Annotated in this window: 19 protein-coding genes and 1 riboswitch; of the genes, 7 read left to right on the forward strand and 12 right to left on the reverse strand. The window is 61.0% G+C overall.

Features of this window, described 5'->3' with window-relative positions; all coding sequences use genetic code 11:
* Positions 1-69 precede the first annotated feature (69 nt).
* Positions 70-1,752, reverse strand: coding sequence for a fatty acid--CoA ligase (locus tag Q8X51_RS06705; RefSeq protein WP_330214508.1), 1,683 nt, complete (start codon positions 1,750-1,752; stop codon positions 70-72).
* 203 nt (positions 1,753-1,955) lie between these two features.
* Complete coding sequence (locus tag Q8X51_RS06710) at positions 1,956-2,588, reverse strand: LysE family translocator (RefSeq protein WP_407693133.1); 633 nt, start codon at positions 2,586-2,588, stop codon at positions 1,956-1,958.
* An 84-nt stretch (positions 2,589-2,672) separates the two neighbouring features.
* Between Q8X51_RS06710 and Q8X51_RS06715 the strand changes: the two genes are divergently transcribed.
* The 3 genes from Q8X51_RS06715 to Q8X51_RS06725 all read left to right on the forward strand — a co-directional run bounded on the left by Q8X51_RS06715 (position 2,673) and on the right by Q8X51_RS06725 (position 5,512).
* Positions 2,673-3,638, forward strand: a complete 966-nt coding sequence (locus tag Q8X51_RS06715; protein ID WP_074843913.1) for a 2-hydroxyacid dehydrogenase — start codon at positions 2,673-2,675, stop codon at positions 3,636-3,638.
* 30 nt (positions 3,639-3,668) lie between these two features.
* Positions 3,669-4,667, forward strand: coding sequence for a class I SAM-dependent methyltransferase (locus tag Q8X51_RS06720; protein WP_065924275.1), 999 nt, complete (start codon positions 3,669-3,671; stop codon positions 4,665-4,667).
* A 50-nt stretch (positions 4,668-4,717) separates the two neighbouring features.
* Positions 4,718-4,839, forward strand: a riboswitch (yybP-ykoY riboswitch).
* 88 nt (positions 4,840-4,927) lie between these two features.
* Complete coding sequence (locus Q8X51_RS06725; protein WP_005784895.1) at positions 4,928-5,512, forward strand: TMEM165/GDT1 family protein; 585 nt, start codon at positions 4,928-4,930, stop codon at positions 5,510-5,512.
* Between the two features lie 141 nt (positions 5,513-5,653).
* Here Q8X51_RS06725 and Q8X51_RS06730 read toward each other — a convergent pair whose 3' ends face one another.
* The 4 genes from Q8X51_RS06730 to Q8X51_RS06745 all read right to left on the reverse strand — a co-directional run bounded on the left by Q8X51_RS06730 (position 5,654) and on the right by Q8X51_RS06745 (position 7,735).
* Positions 5,654-6,472, reverse strand: coding sequence for a M48 family metallopeptidase (locus tag Q8X51_RS06730; RefSeq protein WP_407693132.1), 819 nt, complete (start codon positions 6,470-6,472; stop codon positions 5,654-5,656).
* Between the two features lie 151 nt (positions 6,473-6,623).
* Complete coding sequence (locus tag Q8X51_RS06735) at positions 6,624-7,244, reverse strand: SOS response-associated peptidase (protein ID WP_323145735.1); 621 nt, start codon at positions 7,242-7,244, stop codon at positions 6,624-6,626.
* A 36-nt stretch (positions 7,245-7,280) separates the two neighbouring features.
* The gene (locus Q8X51_RS06740; RefSeq protein ID WP_027604786.1) at positions 7,281-7,541 is read right to left on the reverse strand and encodes a putative signal transducing protein; all 261 of its coding nucleotides are present in this window, start codon (positions 7,539-7,541) and stop codon (positions 7,281-7,283) included.
* 11 nt (positions 7,542-7,552) lie between these two features.
* Positions 7,553-7,735 (reverse strand): CPXCG motif-containing cysteine-rich protein, encoded by a 183-nt coding sequence (locus Q8X51_RS06745; RefSeq protein ID WP_027604787.1) that lies wholly within the window; start codon positions 7,733-7,735, stop codon positions 7,553-7,555.
* Between the two features lie 132 nt (positions 7,736-7,867).
* Here Q8X51_RS06745 and Q8X51_RS06750 point away from each other — a divergent pair, with 132 nt between their 5' ends.
* The gene (locus tag Q8X51_RS06750; protein ID WP_174562722.1) at positions 7,868-9,031 is read left to right on the forward strand and encodes a 1-acyl-sn-glycerol-3-phosphate acyltransferase; all 1,164 of its coding nucleotides are present in this window, start codon (positions 7,868-7,870) and stop codon (positions 9,029-9,031) included.
* 60 nt (positions 9,032-9,091) lie between these two features.
* Here the strand turns inward: Q8X51_RS06750 and Q8X51_RS06755 are convergent, their stop codons facing one another.
* Positions 9,092-9,349, reverse strand: a complete 258-nt coding sequence (locus Q8X51_RS06755) for a hypothetical protein (protein WP_065924279.1) — start codon at positions 9,347-9,349, stop codon at positions 9,092-9,094.
* A gap of 183 nt (positions 9,350-9,532) precedes the next feature.
* On the opposite strand from Q8X51_RS06755, the gene Q8X51_RS06760 reads away from it, so the two are divergent.
* On the forward strand, positions 9,533-9,742 hold the full coding sequence (locus Q8X51_RS06760) for a hypothetical protein (RefSeq protein ID WP_027604790.1): 210 nt from the start codon (positions 9,533-9,535) through the stop codon (positions 9,740-9,742).
* 58 nt (positions 9,743-9,800) lie between these two features.
* On the opposite strand, the gene Q8X51_RS06765 is transcribed toward Q8X51_RS06760, so the two are convergent.
* On the reverse strand, positions 9,801-10,388 hold the full coding sequence (locus Q8X51_RS06765) for a YajG family lipoprotein (protein WP_065924280.1): 588 nt from the start codon (positions 10,386-10,388) through the stop codon (positions 9,801-9,803).
* 194 nt (positions 10,389-10,582) lie between these two features.
* On the opposite strand from Q8X51_RS06765, the gene Q8X51_RS06770 reads away from it, so the two are divergent.
* Both Q8X51_RS06770 and mqo read left to right on the forward strand, forming a co-directional pair.
* Positions 10,583-10,816: a hypothetical protein gene (locus tag Q8X51_RS06770; protein ID WP_065924281.1), complete on the forward strand. Its 234-nt coding sequence runs from the start codon at positions 10,583-10,585 to the stop codon at positions 10,814-10,816.
* Between the two features lie 728 nt (positions 10,817-11,544).
* A complete protein-coding gene (mqo, locus tag Q8X51_RS06775; RefSeq protein ID WP_137211558.1) occupies positions 11,545-13,071 on the forward strand; it encodes a malate dehydrogenase (quinone) in 1,527 nt (508 codons plus the stop codon).
* A 130-nt stretch (positions 13,072-13,201) separates the two neighbouring features.
* Here the strand turns inward: mqo and Q8X51_RS06780 are convergent, their stop codons facing one another.
* The 4 genes from Q8X51_RS06780 to Q8X51_RS06795 form a co-directional block, all read right to left on the reverse strand.
* Positions 13,202-13,489, reverse strand: coding sequence for a PA4642 family protein (locus tag Q8X51_RS06780; RefSeq protein ID WP_407693131.1), 288 nt, complete (start codon positions 13,487-13,489; stop codon positions 13,202-13,204).
* A gap of 129 nt (positions 13,490-13,618) precedes the next feature.
* The gene (locus tag Q8X51_RS06785) at positions 13,619-14,104 is read right to left on the reverse strand and encodes a hypothetical protein (protein ID WP_407693130.1); all 486 of its coding nucleotides are present in this window, start codon (positions 14,102-14,104) and stop codon (positions 13,619-13,621) included.
* A gap of 35 nt (positions 14,105-14,139) precedes the next feature.
* Positions 14,140-14,607: a WbuC family cupin fold metalloprotein gene (locus tag Q8X51_RS06790; protein WP_330214512.1), complete on the reverse strand. Its 468-nt coding sequence runs from the start codon at positions 14,605-14,607 to the stop codon at positions 14,140-14,142.
* A gap of 3 nt (positions 14,608-14,610) precedes the next feature.
* A complete protein-coding gene (locus Q8X51_RS06795) occupies positions 14,611-15,168 on the reverse strand; it encodes a hypoxanthine-guanine phosphoribosyltransferase (RefSeq protein ID WP_027604797.1) in 558 nt (185 codons plus the stop codon).
* Positions 15,169-15,304: the final 136 nt, after the last annotated feature.

Raw genomic sequence — 15,304 nt, forward strand, 5'->3', positions numbered from 1 at the left:
AAATTGGCAAATCACAAGTGAAGGCGCGAGATAGAGCATCGCCGTGCCACGAGGGCACGGCAAATCAGCTCAGAGGGTGGACAGGAAGGTGCTGTTGTTGGCCTGCCATTCAATGATGTCAATACGGATACGTTTTTTGTCGAGCTTGCCGACACTGGTCTTGGGAATTTCCGTAACAACGGCGATCTGGCTCGGAATCGCCCACTTGCTCAGATGGCCCAGTTCGACAAAAGGCTTGAGGTGTTCCTTGAGCTCGCGGGCCCCAATCTCATGGCCATCACGCACCACCAGCAACGCAAACGGGCGCTCGCCCCACTGCGGGTCGGCGATGCCCACCACCGCTACTTCGCGTACCGCCGGGTGACGGCTGACCAGGTCTTCGAGGGCCAGGGAGGAGATCCACTCGCCGCCGGTCTTGATCACGTCCTTGATGCGGTCGCGAATATCGATCACCCCAAATGCATCGAGGGTGGCCACGTCGCCGGTGTGCATCCAGCCACCCGCCCACAGCTCGGCGCCCTTCTGCGGCTCGTTGTAATACCCCTCGGTCAGCCACGGCGCGCGCAGCACCAACTCACCCTGGGACTCGCCGTCGGCGGGCAGGAAATTCCCCTCGGTGTCCATGATCGCCGCTTCCACCAATGGCCCAGGCACACCGGCCTTGATGCGGTAGGTGATGCGCTCGTCCTCGGTGCCGGCCATCAGCTCCTCGTTGAGGTGGGCGCAGGACACCAGCGGGCCGGTCTCGGACATGCCGTACGCCGCGGTGAGCTGAATCCCACGGGCCTTTGCCGCCTCATACAGCGTGCGGTTGAGCGCACTGCCGCCGATGACGATTTTCCAGCCGCCAAAATCGATGCCTTGGGCAGCCTTGGCGTTGAGCACCATTTGCAGGATGGTCGGCACGCAGTGGGAAAAGGTGACCTTCTCCTTGCGCCACAGCTCTACCAGGTATTCCGGGTCGTAGCGGCCGGGGTAGACCTGCTTCAGGCCAAGCATGGTCGCCACATACGGCAGGCCCCAGGCATGCACGTGGAACATCGGCGTGATCGGCATGTACACGTCGTTGGTGCCCAGCAGGCGCACACTGTCGACGCTGCCCATGATGGTCGCCACGCCGATGGTGTGCAGCACCAGTTGGCGATGGGTGAAGTACACGCCCTTGGGGTTGCCGGTGGTGCCGGTGGTGTAGAAGGTGGTGGCGACGGAGTGTTCGTCGAAGTCCTGGAAATCGTACTTCGGGCTGGCGGCGGCCAGCAGGGTTTCATACTCACCGACCAGGTTGGGCAACTCGGCGGTCTTGGCTTCGCCGTCGGTGAGCAGCAGCGTCTTGTCCACGGTGGTGAGCTGCCCGGCAATGGCCTGGTAGAGCCCCACGAACTCGCTGTTGACCAGCACGAAGCGGTCCTCGGCGTGGTTCATGGTGTAGAGAATCTGTTCCGGCGACAGGCGCACATTGATGGTGTGGATCACCGCGCCGATCATCGGGATGGCGAACATGCATTCCAGGTAACGATGACTGTCCCAATCCATCACCGCCACAGTGTCACCGGCCTTGACCCCGGCTTCGGTGAGCACGTTGGCCAGGCGCGCGACGCGCTCGATCAAGGTCGGGTAGGTGTAGCGCAGCTTGTCGCGATAGACAATTTCCCGGGTCTTCTCGTAACGGGTACCGGACATCAACAGGCGCTTGATCAACAGCGGGTATTGATACGCACCTTCGGCGGGCGGAATAACACGGGTCTGCAACATACGAATCCCTTTTATGACTGCACGGTCTTGGCTTGAAGACCTGCACTGTAGAGAGGTTATGTTTCAGCTAAATCAGCCAAAGGAATGATTTGCAGAGGCTGGGGAATGCTAGCTTTGAGCCATTATTCAGGGACAATGGAGGTCAAATGTGGGAGGGGGCTTGCTCCCTCCCACACTGGATTGTGTTTACTTGAGAACAGCGTTTATTTCGCGCTGGTAAACGCCAACTTCACCCCAATCGCAATCAATACTGCTCCCATGGTCCGATCAAACCAATGCCCCATCCGTGCAAACCCGGCGCGCACACGCTGCTGGCTGAACAACATCGCCACCAGGCAGAACCACAACGCCGTCGCCACCGCCAGGTACACGCCGTAGCCGGCCTGGATCGCCAGCGGTGTGTGCGGGTTGATCACCACGGTGAACAGCGACAGGAAGAACAACGTCGCCTTGGGGTTCAGGCCGTTGGTGACGAAGCCTGCGGTAAACGCGCCACGCGGGCTACGCTCGCCCGCTTCGCGGTGCAACTCGCCCTCGACGGCAGGCTTGGCCGGTTTGGCGCGCAGGGCCTTGAAGCCGATGTACAGCAGGTAGGCGGCGGCGGCCCATTTCAGTGCGTTGAACAACACGATGGACTGGGACACGATCAGGCCGATGCCAAGCAACGAATAGCCCACGTGCAGGAAAATCGCCGAGCCCACGCCCAACGCAGTCCAGGTTCCGGCGCGGCGGCCGTGGGTCACGCTCTCACGCACCACCACCGCGAAATCCGGGCCGGGGCTGGCCACCGCCAGCAGGTGAATCAGGGCTACGGTCAAAAACTCGGCGGCGTACATACTCACTCCATTAAGTAACGGATTATTTCATCTGGTAGGCTCGGCAGATTACGCCTTCGAACCCTGTCGCAAAAGGTACAGTTGATGACGAACAATCGCCGCGCCGTCTTCCTTGATCACCCGTCCCTGGATCTGGGCGACCTCGATCTCAGCGAGTTGCGAGACAGTTTCAGCGACTTGCAGTTGTTGACAGGCACCACGCCGCAGAATGTGGTCGAGCGCCTGCAAGGCGCGCAGGTGGCGATCAGTAACAAAATCCCGCTCAACAGCGAGACCCTGGGGGCCTGCCCGGAACTCAAGTTGATCCTGGTATCGGCCACCGGCACCAACAACATCGACCTGGAAGCCGCCCGCGCCCATGGCATCACCGTGAGCAACTGCCAGGGCTACGGCACACCGTCGGTGGCGCAGCACACGATCATGCTGTTGCTCAACCTGGCGACGCGGCTGCAGGACTATCAGCGCGATGTGAGCGCCGGCAAATGGCAAGAGGCCAAGCAGTTCTGCCTGCTGGACCACCCGATTGTCGAGCTGGAAGGCAAGACCCTCGGCCTGCTGGGCCATGGCGAATTGGGCAGTGCCGTGGCGCGCCTGGCCGAAGCCTTCGGGATGCGCGTGCTACTCGGCGCGATTCCCGGGCGCCCCGCCCGTGCCGACCGCGTGCCGCTGGATGAATTGCTCGCGCAGGTGGACGCACTCACCTTGCACTGCCCGCTCAATGAACACACCCGCGACTTTATCGGCGCCCGTGAACTGGCGCTGCTCAAGCCCGGCGCGTTCATCGTCAACACCGCGCGCGGTGGCTTGATCAACGAGCAGGCCCTGGCTGACGCGTTGCGCAGCGGCCACCTGGGCGGCGCAGCGACCGACGTGCTGAGTGTTGAGCCACCGGTCAATGGCAACCCGCTGCTGGCCGGCAATATTCCTCGACTGATCGTCACACCCCACAACGCCTGGGGCAGTCGCGAAGCGCGGCAGCGTATCGTCGGCCAACTGGCGGAAAACGCCCGGGGCTTTTTCAGCGGCGCCCCGCTGCGCGTCGTCAGTTGATAAACTGCGCTCCTTTTCAAGGAGCAGACCATGGATCCGCGCAGTGAAGTACTGCTTCGTCAGGCCGAACTTTTTCAAGGCAACCTGCTGCTGGTGGGTTTGCCCGCCGACGACCTGCTGGGTCGCCTGCCCAACGCCCACGGCTGGTGCTGGCATGCCGGCGACCAGGCGGCGCTCGACGCGCGCTTCCCGGAGCGCAGCCAGTTTGGGGTGAATGCGCCCGAGCGCGGGTTCGATGCGGCGGTGATCTTCCTGCCCAAGTCCAAGGACCTCACCGATTACCTGCTCAACGCAGTGGCAGCGCGACTGCCCGGCGCCGAGCTGTTCCTGGTAGGCGAGAAAAAAGGCGGTATCGAAAGCGCCGCCAGGCAAATGGCCCCGTATGGCAAACCGCGCAAGCTCGACAGCGCGCGGCATTGCCAGCTGTGGCAAATCACCGTGGCCAACGCCCCGCAAGCGGTCGAGCTGGAAAGCCTGGCGCAGGTGTTCGATGTGCCGCTGGCCGAAGGCCCGCTCAAGGTGGTGAGCCTGCCGGGTGTATTCAGCCACGGCCGTCTGGATCGCGGCACCGAGCTGTTGCTGGAACACTTGGACAAACTGCCGAGCGGCCATTTGCTCGACTTCGGTTGCGGCGCCGGCGTGTTGGGGGCGGCGGTCAAACGTCGCTACCCGCACAACAGCGTAACGATGCTGGATGTGGATGCTTTCGCCGCCGCCAGCAGTCGCCTGACCCTGGCCGCCAACGGCCTGGAAGCCGATGTGCTGACCGGTGATGGCATTGACGCTGCGCCGATGGGGTTGAATGCAATCTTGAGCAACCCACCGTTTCATGTCGGCGTGCACACCGACTATTTCGCTACCGAGAACCTGCTGCGAAAAGCGGCGAAACACCTGGCAAAAGGTGGCGAACTTCGCCTGGTGGCTAACAGCTTCCTGAAGTACCAGCCGTTGATCGAAGAGCATCTGGGCGTGTGTGCGGTCAAGGCCGAAGGCAATGGTTTTCGCATCTACCGTGCCAAGCGCGGCTGATGGCGGTTTGAAAAAGAACGCTTGCCGAATGGATTTTGCCTAGGCAGAATCCGCTCCGTCCTAGGGGAGTAGTCTCCCACGAGCGCCACGCTCGTCCGGCATACGTCAACATACTTGGTCAACAGGCCATGGCGTATGCGACCCAGGAGTCCGCACAGACGGACCGGGGTTTGACAAGACCTATGACACGCACACCTTACCCGGGGCGGGAAGGCTGTACGTGTCATAGCCGTGTCGACCCGCCCCTGGAAACCTACCTGATGCTGGATTCATTGCTCGTTCCTACCGCAATCGTTGCCTTGGCCGAAATCGGCGACAAGACGCAACTGCTCGCGCTCATCCTTGCTGCACGCTTTCGCAAGCCCTGGCCGATCATCGCCGGCATCGTCGCTGCAACCCTGGCCAACCATGCGGCCGCCGGTGCCGTGGGGGCCTGGTTCGGGAGTTTCTTCTCGGATGCGGTATTGCACTGGATTCTCGCGGCCAGCTTCTGCGCCACCGCGCTGTGGACCCTGGTGCCAGACAAACTCGACGACGACGAAGCCAGCACCACGCGCAAGTTCGGGCCGTTCCTGACCACGCTGATTGCATTCTTCCTGGCGGAAATCGGGGACAAGACCCAGATCGCCACGGTGATGCTCGCGGCGCAGTACCCGGAACTGTGGCTGGTGATTATCGGCACCACCCTGGGCATGTTGATTGCCAACGTGCCGGTGGTTCTGGCGGGGAATTTTGCGGCGGAGAAACTGCCGCTGACATTGATTCGCCGATTGGCGGCTACAGCGTTCTTTGTCCTGGCGATTGTGGCGGTGTACAAGGCCATGCAGAGCAGTGGCTGGATATAAGCCAAACACGGAAGATGGTTTGCCCTGATGCCTGTAGGAGCGAGCTTGCTCGCGAAAAACTCACCGGCGCCGCGTTTATTCAGGCAACACGCGTTATCGTTGACGTTTTTCGCGAGCAAGCTCGCTCCTACACGGCGTCGATCAGGACTTCTTGGCCTGCTGGTAGAGCGGCATCACCTTCGGAATCGCTGCCTGCAACGAGGCGATCCGGCTGTCGGAGGCCGGGTGAGTGCTCATGAACTCCGGCGGTGCGCCTTCCGAAGCCTTGGCCATCTTGTTCCACAGCGTGATCGCCGCGTTCGGGTTGTAGCCGGCACGGGCCGCCAGTTCCAGGCCGATCAGGTCCGCTTCGTTTTCATTGCTGCGGCTGTTGGGCAAGGTCATGCCGTAGTTGGCCACGGTATCGGCCAGCGCCAGGCTGTCCTGGCCCAGGCCGAACAACGCACCGGCGCCCTGCTTGGCCATCTCGATGCCGTAGGCCTTGGACATGGCTTCGCGGCCATGCTCACGCAAGGCGTGGGCGATTTCATGGCCCATCACCGCGGCCAGTTCATCGTCGGTGAGCTTGAGGTTGTCGATCAACGCGCTGTACACGAAGATCTTGCCGCCAGGCCCGCAGTTGGCGTTCATCTCATCGCTCTTGATCAGGTTCACTTCCCACTTCCACTGCGCCGCATCCGGGCGGAAGGTCGGCGCCTGGGCGATCAGGCGATTGGCGATCGCCTGCACGCGCTTGGCATTGGCGCTGATCTTGTCCAACTGGCCTTTGCTGCTGGCCTCGCCCAGGGTCTGCTGGTAGGACTGGGCATACATCTGGTCGACTTCCTGGCTCGACAGCATGCTGAACATATATTGCTTGCGCTCAACCCCGACCGCGCCGCCGCTGGTGGTGTTGACCGACTGACACCCGGCCAGCAACACGCCTGCCGCCAATACACTTACGGCCAATGATTTCTTCATCAATACACTCTCCCTGAAAAGACGCCCTGAAAACATGGCGCGTATCGTAGGCGCTCATTTGTATCGGCGCCAGATACAACAGACGTGTAACCGATGAATTTCGGACACATCTCACACGCCCGGCAACTTCAGTGAGCAACCGGCCTCAGGCTCAGGCCGGGGTCAGGCACTCCGGCCCGTTGAGCTTGGGATCATTGACCATGTTGGCCAGGACTCGCTCACGCAATGGGACCGGCTCACTGGCCAGCAAGCCTTGCAACACATGCAAGGGCGTCTCGGGATCGAGCCAGGCGGCCTGACCCGCCGCGTCCAGAATCAACGGCCGGCGCTGATTCTGGGCGGCCTGGGTCACCACTGCCGTACTCAGCCACACCTGCTCCTGCACCGGGTACGCCTCCCAGATCGCTGCAAAAAACAGGGTCGAGCCCTCCCCCGGCGTCAGCCAGTACGGACGCTTGCGCTGGGTGCCGCGCCATTCGTAAAAGCCGTTGGCGGGCAACAGGCAACGGCGCTGGCGAAATGCTTCGCGAAACATCGGTTGCTCGGCCAGGGTTTCGGCACGGGCATGGGCCGGGGTGCGGGAAAGGTCAGTCAGCCAGGGCGGCGTCAGGCCCCAGCGCGCCCGTGCCAGGGTGCGCTGGCCGTCATTTAGGCGCTGGATCAGCACCGAATCATTCGGGGAGATGTTCCACTGGGCCTGCTGGTCGGTCGGAAAGCCCGGCAGGGCAGCAAAGGTAGGGTTCCAGCGAAACAGGGCATAACGTCCACACATGGGGCAACACGACTCTTGGGTAAACCGACCGACAGCCTAACAGACCAATACGTCGGGGAAGCTGTCGGGTTCGTCGCCGGGCAGGGGTTGCGCACCGATATAAGCGGTAATCAGCTCGCGGGCTTCAGCCGCCCGGTCGTTGTCCACTTCCAGCCCCAGCAGGCCGAAGATCGGCAACTCCCCCGTGCCGCCGAGCAAATGGCGCCCTACCAGGTGCGCCTCGATGCCCTCGCTGGCGAGCATTTGCTGCAGCAACTCGCCTTCCATCAGGTTTTCCGGTTCGTAGATTCGCTGCATGGGCGTACCTGTTATTCGTTTTCACTGCGGGTTTCGAGCATCCACTCTTCACCATGGACCTGCAGGTTGAAAATGATCGGTCGGCAACACACCTGACAGTCCTCGATATATGTCTGATCACCGCCGGATAAATCCACCGCGGTCTCTACCGCCTCACCACAATAAGGACAATCGTACAGAGCAGTTTCCAGCATCGCAGTCTCCCAGGTGACTTGTGCGTATAATCGCCGGTCTATTTACAGGGCTATTTTCCGGCCGGGCCAATTGCCCGGACGCTCCCTGGTATTTCCTTTACTTACCCTAGCCGTTTCTAACAAGAGAGCATGATGGGCGAATTCGATACCATCCGACCTTACAACGACAGCGAAGTCCCGGCAGTGCTGGCCCGGCTGTTCAGTGACAAGGCCTTTCTGGACATCCTGACCCACTTCCGCTTCCCGCGCTTTGCCGGCGCCCTGGGCTGGCTGCTCAAGCCGATGATCGCGCGCAAACTGCGCCGCGAGTTCGCCGGTGTCACCACCGTGGCCACGCTTCAGGACAAAGTCGAGTATTACGTCGACCACACCATTGACCGGGCGACCGACGGCGTGACCTACACCGGCGTCGAACAGCTCAAATCCGGCACCGCCTACCTGTTCCTGGCCAACCACCGCGACATCGTGATGGACCCGGCCTTCGTCAACTATGCCGTCTACCACGCCGGCCTGCCGACGCCACGCATCGCCATCGGCGATAACCTGCTGCAAAAGCCGTTTGTCAGTGACCTGATGCGCCTGAACAAGAGCTTCATCGTGCACCGTTCGATCACCGGGCGAAAGGAGAAGATGGCGGCGTTCAACCTGCTGTCGGCCTATATCAACCATTCGATCCGCAACGACTGCCAGTCGATCTGGATCGCCCAGGCCGAAGGCCGCGCCAAGGACGGGGATGACCGCACCGAGTCGGCGATCCTCAAGATGTTCCATGTCAGCCGCAAGGACGAGCCGTTTGCCGAAGTGATCCAGTCACTCAACCTGACGCCGGTGTCCATCAGCTACGAGTACGACCCGTGCGATGCCGCCAAGGCCCGCGAACTGTATATCCGCGCCACCACCGGCACCTACGTCAAGGCGCAAGGCGAGGATGACGTCAGCATTGCGCTGGGCATCACCGGCTACAAAGGCCGCGTACATATCAACTTCGCGCCGCCGATTACCGAGCGTTTCGAAGACACCAAGGTCCTGGCCGTGGAAATGGATCGGCAGATTCTCGGCGGCTACCGGCTGTTCCCGGTGCACTACCTGGCGTACGCCCAGTGGAGCGATGCCGACCCGCAGTTGCAGGTGCCGAAGGCGGCCGACGTGTTCCCGGCCGATGAACTGGCCAAGGCGAAGGCGGAGTGGGAGCGGCGCCTGAACGACTGCCCGGCCGAGCACCGGCCTTTCCTGGTGGTGCAATACGCGACGCCAGTGCGCAATCAGTATCGGGTCAAGGCTGGAATCCCGCTGTAACCACCGATCAAGAAAATGTGGGAGGAGGCAAGCCCCCTCCCACATTGGTTCTGCGTTTTTTTAGATTCGGGTGCTGAGCCAGGAAGTAGCCAGCGCCAGTCCAAGGCAGGCGAACCCGATGCGGTAAGCCACACGGTGCGCCCGCTCGGTGCGCACATCCAGGAACAGCATGGGCTGGTCGATTGCGCGATCTTCACTTTGCGCCGTCAGTTCAGCCATGGCGCGTTGCTCGCGCAGGCGGGTGATGAACAGCAGCGCAGCGCCTGGGCAGGCCACTGATAAAGCCACGGCATTGATCAATAGTGCGGGCAGCGCCATCGCAAACCTCGATGAAACAGTCTGTGGGTATCGGTTCAGATACAAACCTTGACGGTAGTGGCCTCGAGCACCAAAACCGCTCCATCTCCCATGGACGGCTAATGTATCCAGTAATTTACGCCGTCACCTGAACGTCACCTTAACAAGCCACTCTGTTGCCCTTCGAACATTCAGGAGCTTGTCATGCTGCACGCGCACAACCAGGATCGGCTGTATCTGATTGCCCAAAGCGACGAGCAGGAGGCGCTGATCGGCGGCCTGGCGTTCAACGTGCAGGACCGCCACTGGCTGGTGTATTGCGCCCTTGGCGGGCACCAGCATGCGGACTTGCCCGAGGCCGATCTGTTGACGGGGGTGAGCATGCTGGACTTTTGTATCGACACGGCCGCGTGAAACTGAAGGCATAAAAAAACCGGACTCATCGCTGAGCCCGGTTTTTTTGTTTGAGCGATTACTGCGAGCTGAGCAATGAACCGATGCTTGGGTCCTTGAACAGGCGGGTCAAGGCATCGCTCAGGACGTCGCTGACCAGCCTGGTGTTGGTTTCCTGGTTAGGCGACATGCCGAAGCGCTGGTTCAGCGACGCACCGTAACGGCCGCTGTAGCGACGGGTGCCGGCGGTGACGTCGGACTTGAAGGTGGCGCCAATGGACGCCTCGGTCACGTAAAGACCGTCTTTAGGCGACTGATACTTCAACTCGGCCAGGGTGATCGTCAACTGCGGAGCGCCCGGCGCGTTGGGGCTGGGGGTGAAACCCAGCAGGCGCACGGCCGCTTCCGCCTGGGCTTGCAGCTTGGGCAGCACGTCTTGAGCGTTCACCGACACCAGGGCGGTTTCCGGGTACAGGCCACCGCGCGAACCGAGTGTCGGCGACGGACGACCGTCCACCACCCGTACCGACACCGGCTGGCCATGGCCCACCGGGGCCAGCTGCGTGGTGATTTTCGGTTCCGGGGTCAGTTGCTGCGGGCTGTTGGCGCAGCCAACCAGGGTCAAGCTGGTCACAGTGATCAAACCGAACAACAGGCGTTGCAACATGCGCTTCTCTCCAGAAATCAGGTACCGACAGGCCGGCAGTATAGCGGGGCGCCCCTGCAGGGAACTAGCGTCAGTTACAACCTGTGACCCGGGGCTTCGCCTGCGGTTCGATGTCACCGATATGTCATAGCCGTTACATGGGCTCGTCATCCGAAGCAGGCATGCTTGGCCTCAATCTCAGGAGGTTGATCGCCATGCATTTTCTCTGGTCGCTGTTTACGCGCAAGCCCGCCCTTCGCCAGTTCGCCCTGCTCGATGCGCAAGGCCGTTGCCAGGCGTTCAAAGCGTGCTGCCAGCCTCCCGTCGGCGAAGGCTGGGTGGAAATCGAAGAAATTCGCCTGAGCTGGATGCATCATCCGTTGCCGGCCCGCGCCCGTGTAAGCCCACGCCCTGCGCGGTCGCTACGTCACCAGGCGTTGGCCGCCTGACCGAACGCCTAATAAAAGTCATAAAACCCGCCCATTTCCCCGGCGTTCTTCGCTACAATCTCCCCCCGATTATAAGGACGTCTCCTGATCGGGCCTCGCAGCATCGTTAATGCCTCGGTATTAACCCCAAGAATCGCCCACAGAGAGCCGCCCACACAGATCCTGTGAAGCTGGCGCGCTTGCTGTTTCCTTTGCAAACCACCCGCCTTTGCCGAATCTGCCAGAGCTGCCATTGCGCTCGGCCACTTGAGTTGTTTGCCCGTTTTGCCGCGTGTCGGCAGAGGTTTGCGGGCCAGGTGCCAGGCCGGGGCAGCCCTTTTTTGAGGTTCACGTCTTCAAAAGAGCGTGAAAAAAACGGGTTTTCACAACTTCACAAGAGTGTGGCGAGCAAATGAATAGTTTGGCGTTTGTACAAGCACCATCAGCGTCTGGAACAGCCCAACCACACAGGCCCGAGTACTCCGCAAACACCGGAGCTTGAGCCTGTCCGCTACGGATTGATTGCACGAATCGCACGCTTTGACCATAAGTCGAATTGCCACAGGCGCCCATGAATGCGTTCATAGGCAGATCAGGCCGGGCAGGAAGCGTGTGCTGAATGTGCAAGGAATTGCGAAACGGACATGGCGATCCTGGCCATGGGTAACCTGGGGCAACACGTGAAACGCCCCGTCACTCCTGGCAGCCATGCCGTCAATTTGGTGCTGCAGATTTTGGAGACGCGTTAAATGGCGCATAACGAAGCAGTCGACGTAGTACTGGTAGGGGCCGGCATCATGAGTGCCACCCTGGCCGTACTGCTCAAAGAGCTCGACCCCGGCCTCAAGCTGGAAGTCGTTGAGCTGATGGACTCGGGTGCCGCGGAAAGTTCCAACCCGTGGAACAACGCCGGTACCGGTCACGCCGGGCTGTGTGAGCTGAACTACACGCCCCAGGCCGCCGATGGCTCCATCGACATCAAGAAAGCCGTGCACATCAACACCCAGTTCGAGGTGTCGAAGCAGTTCTGGGCCTACCTGACCAGGAAGGGCACCTTTGGCTCGTCCAAGTCCTTTATCAGCCCGGTGCCGCACCTGAGCTTCGTGCAGGGCGAAAAAGGCGTGGAGTTCCTCAGGAAGCGCTTTGAAACCCTCAGCCAGCACCATGCGTTCTCGGACATGCACTACACCGAAGACCGCAGCGAAATGGCCGAGTGGATGCCGCTGATGATGCCGGGGCGCCCGCTCGACGAAAAAATCGCGGCCACCCGTGTGATGAACGGCACCGACGTCAACTTCGGCGCCCTGACCAACCAGTTGCTCACTCACCTGACCAGCTCCCCGGACGCTCAGGTCAAGTACAGCAAGCGCGTGACCGGCCTCAAGCGTAACGGCGCAGGCTGGACCGTGAGCATCAAGGACGTCAACAGCGGCAACAGCCGCGAAGTGGACGCCAAGTTCGTGTTCCTCGGCGCCGGTGGCGCGGCCCTGCCGCTGCTGCAAGCCTCGGGTATCGAAGAAAGCAAAGGGTTTGGCGGTTTCCCGGTCAGCGGCCAGTGGCTGCGTTGCGACAACCCGGAAGTGGTCAAGCACCACCAGGCCAAGGTCTACAGCCAGGCCGCCGTGGGCTCGCCGCCGATGTCCGTGCCGCACCTGGACACCCGCGTAGTCGACGGCAAGAAATCCCTGCTGTTCGGGCCCTACGCCGGCTTCACCACCAAGTTCCTCAAGCACGGCTCGTTCCTCGACCTGCCGCTGTCGGTTCGCGCCGGCAACATTGGCCCGATGCTGGCCGTGGCCCGCGACAACATGGACCTGACCAAGTACCTGGTCAGCGAAGTGATGCAGTCCATGGAGCAGCGCCTGGAATCCCTGCGTCGCTTCTACCCCGAAGCGAAAGCCGAAGACTGGCGCCTGGAAGTGGCCGGCCAACGGGTGCAGATCATCAAGAAAGACCCGAAGAAAGGCGGCGTGCTGCAATTTGGCACCGAGCTGGTCGCGGCTAAAGATGGCTCACTGGCAGCACTGCTGGGTGCGTCCCCAGGCGCTTCGGTGACCGTGTCGATCATGCTGGAACTGATCGAGCGGTGCTTCCCGCAGAAAACTGCCGGTGAGTGGGCGACCAAGCTGCACGAGATCTTCCCGGCACGGGAGAAGGTCCTGGAGACTGATGCCGAGCTGTATCGCAAGATCAATACGCAGAACAACATCAGCCTCGAACTGGTTGAATCTGCCGCCGAGACCGGTAGGAGCGAGCTTGCTCGCGAAGATCGTTAACGATAACGCAGCGCATCTGGTTTAACGCGGCGTTCTCTGTTTTTTCGCGAGCAAGCTCGCTCCTACAGTAAAAAGCAAAAACGCCCCGTTCTCGCGATGAGAACGGGGCGTTTTTTGTGGCCGGGAATAATCAGCCGCGGGCGTTGTCGATCAGCTCGATATAGTCGGCGGCGTTGCGCTGGTCCTTGATCAGGTCGACAAAGGCCTGGCCGTGCTCATCCTTGCCATCCAGGTCCAAACCGGCCGCCTTGAAGAAAACCAGGAAGCGTTCGAAGTCGTCGATACGCAGGCCACGGTAGGCCTTGATCAGTTTGTGCAGGGACGGGGAAGTCGCGTCAACCGGCTCGAAGTCCAGGAACAACTTGATCTGGTCGTCGCCGATCTCGTCACCAATCACCTGTTTCTTATCTTTACGCATTACCGACTCCAGCCAGCAGACATTTACACGGGGTTTGAAGTCTACCTGCGAGGCGCAGGCTTCGAAAGCGGTGAAGAACCAATGTGGACGGGGGCAAGCCCTTCCCACATTGGTTCTTCAGTGTTTTTGCTATTTGCTACGAACAGCACCGGTATGCACATCCGCCCAGACATGCCCGTTGGCGTAACTGAGGAACTGCACATACACCGTGTCATTGCGCAGCAGGTCGACAATCACTCGGTACTGGGCCACCGGGTAGGACAGGGTCAAGGTTTTGCTCTTGTCATCGTAGACCGGCTTTTTCAAGCTTTTGCTTTCGGCATCGAAGTTGAGCACCACCTGGCTGATAGTCGCGCCTTTGTTCAGGGACTTGCCCTTGAGACGGATCATCAGCAGCGAGGTCACCGGGATCGGTTGTTGCGTGGATTGACGCTGGTTGCCCACCACCACCGCATATTCGGTGACTTGCAGCAGTTGCTGCTGGTCAGGGGTTTCGGCGCGCAGGGTCAGATCGTCCGGCGGCAGGAACTGCGCATGCATCGGCGCAGGCGCCGCAGCCAGCGGCAGACTGAGGGTCAACGCCAGGGCGGCGCAGGTGCGTATCAACAGGCTCATGGGCCGCTCCGCAAGAGGTGGCCCAGCACTGTAGCTCAATCGAACTGGGCAAGCATCCAGCGTTGATACTCGGCCACATTGGCGTCGCCTTCACGGGGCGCCCAATCGGCCAGTTCGCCTTCGCCCACCGGCCGATAAGGCCCGGCCTTGCACTCGAACATCACCGTGTCGGGGGCGAGCACCACCAGGCCATGGAACACGCCGGGCGGCAGGTCGACGCCCGAGCATTCGCCGCCGGCCTGCATCACGCGCTTGGCGAGCACCTCGCCGGTGTCGCTGAACACCAGCAAGCCCAAGCGACCCTGGAGGACCAGCAAGGTTTCCGCCTTATCCGCGCTCAAGTGCCGATGTGGCGGCACATACGTGCCGGGCTGCAGGCCCACGGCCAGGCGATGGCACGGTTCTTCCATCTGATGAAAGTTGTGATGATGCCGGCCACGGGGGCTGGCGCCCGCTTTCTCGGCCAACTCGGCAAACAGCGTCTGATCAAGAAAGCGAGTCATAGGTTACATACCTTTGACGGCGTAGATTCCATTGGCGTTGCGCCAGTAGCCCTTGTAATCCATACCGTAACCGAAGATGTAGCGATCGATGCACGGCAGGCCGACGAAATCGGCTTTCAACTCGGGACGGGCCTTGCGGTCGTGGTCTTTGTCGATCAGCACGGCGGTGTGCACCTTACGTGCGCCAGCGTGTTTGCAGAAGTCGATGATCGCGCCCAGGGTGTGGCCCTCATCAAGGATGTCGTCGATGATCAGCACATCGCGGTCGATGAACGAAACTTCCGGCTTGGCTTTCCAGAACAGGTCGCCACCGCTGGTTTCGTTGCGATAGCGAGTGGCGTGCAGGTAGGACGCTTCCAACGGGAACTGCAGGTGAGTCAGCAATTTGCCGGCAAAGATCAGGCCACCGTTCATCACGCAGAAGACCACCGGGTTGGTGTCGGCCATTTCGCGGGTGATGTGTGCGCCAACCTTGGCGATCGCTGCTTCGACTTGCGCTTCGGTGTACAGGCAGTCAGCCTCGCGCATGATTTGACGGATATGCTCGAGATCAGCGGACATGGCGCTCTCCAAGGGGTGCTGTGGCAAGAAAAGCGGGCGAAGGTACGCTTCTCATGCGCTCCGAGCAAGCCTTAATGGACTAACGTACTAGATGTCTATAGGACAACACCCTCGGATAGATTAATCTAGGCCGGTT

It is taken from the genome of Pseudomonas sp. Yb2C2 (assembly GCF_052112325.1).
Taxonomy (GTDB): Bacteria; Pseudomonadota; Gammaproteobacteria; order Pseudomonadales; family Pseudomonadaceae; genus Aquipseudomonas; species Aquipseudomonas marginalis.

Excerpts from the sequence above, each read along its gene's own strand:
- Q8X51_RS06705 (WP_330214508.1), bottom strand. The coding sequence starts at position 1,752 with ATGTTGCAGACCCGTGTTATTCCGCCCGCCGAAGGTGCGTATCAATAC.
- Q8X51_RS06710 (WP_407693133.1), bottom strand. The coding sequence starts at position 2,588 with ATGTACGCCGCCGAGTTTTTGACCGTAGCCCTGATTCACCTGCTGGCG.
- Q8X51_RS06715 (WP_074843913.1), top strand. The coding sequence starts at position 2,673 with ATGACGAACAATCGCCGCGCCGTCTTCCTTGATCACCCGTCCCTGGAT.
- Q8X51_RS06720 (WP_065924275.1), top strand. The coding sequence starts at position 3,669 with ATGGATCCGCGCAGTGAAGTACTGCTTCGTCAGGCCGAACTTTTTCAA.
- Q8X51_RS06725 (WP_005784895.1), top strand. The coding sequence starts at position 4,928 with ATGCTGGATTCATTGCTCGTTCCTACCGCAATCGTTGCCTTGGCCGAA.
- Q8X51_RS06730 (WP_407693132.1), bottom strand. The coding sequence starts at position 6,472 with ATGAAGAAATCATTGGCCGTAAGTGTATTGGCGGCAGGCGTGTTGCTG.
- Q8X51_RS06735 (WP_323145735.1), bottom strand. The coding sequence starts at position 7,244 with ATGTGTGGACGTTATGCCCTGTTTCGCTGGAACCCTACCTTTGCTGCC.
- Q8X51_RS06740 (WP_027604786.1), bottom strand. The coding sequence starts at position 7,541 with ATGCAGCGAATCTACGAACCGGAAAACCTGATGGAAGGCGAGTTGCTG.
- Q8X51_RS06745 (WP_027604787.1), bottom strand. The coding sequence starts at position 7,735 with ATGCTGGAAACTGCTCTGTACGATTGTCCTTATTGTGGTGAGGCGGTA.
- Q8X51_RS06750 (WP_174562722.1), top strand. The coding sequence starts at position 7,868 with ATGGGCGAATTCGATACCATCCGACCTTACAACGACAGCGAAGTCCCG.
- Q8X51_RS06755 (WP_065924279.1), bottom strand. The coding sequence starts at position 9,349 with ATGGCGCTGCCCGCACTATTGATCAATGCCGTGGCTTTATCAGTGGCC.
- Q8X51_RS06760 (WP_027604790.1), top strand. The coding sequence starts at position 9,533 with ATGCTGCACGCGCACAACCAGGATCGGCTGTATCTGATTGCCCAAAGC.
- Q8X51_RS06765 (WP_065924280.1), bottom strand. The coding sequence starts at position 10,388 with ATGTTGCAACGCCTGTTGTTCGGTTTGATCACTGTGACCAGCTTGACC.
- Q8X51_RS06770 (WP_065924281.1), top strand. The coding sequence starts at position 10,583 with ATGCATTTTCTCTGGTCGCTGTTTACGCGCAAGCCCGCCCTTCGCCAG.
- mqo (WP_137211558.1), top strand. The coding sequence starts at position 11,545 with ATGGCGCATAACGAAGCAGTCGACGTAGTACTGGTAGGGGCCGGCATC.
- Q8X51_RS06780 (WP_407693131.1), bottom strand. The coding sequence starts at position 13,489 with ATGCGTAAAGATAAGAAACAGGTGATTGGTGACGAGATCGGCGACGAC.
- Q8X51_RS06785 (WP_407693130.1), bottom strand. The coding sequence starts at position 14,104 with ATGAGCCTGTTGATACGCACCTGCGCCGCCCTGGCGTTGACCCTCAGT.
- Q8X51_RS06790 (WP_330214512.1), bottom strand. The coding sequence starts at position 14,607 with ATGACTCGCTTTCTTGATCAGACGCTGTTTGCCGAGTTGGCCGAGAAA.
- Q8X51_RS06795 (WP_027604797.1), bottom strand. The coding sequence starts at position 15,168 with ATGTCCGCTGATCTCGAGCATATCCGTCAAATCATGCGCGAGGCTGAC.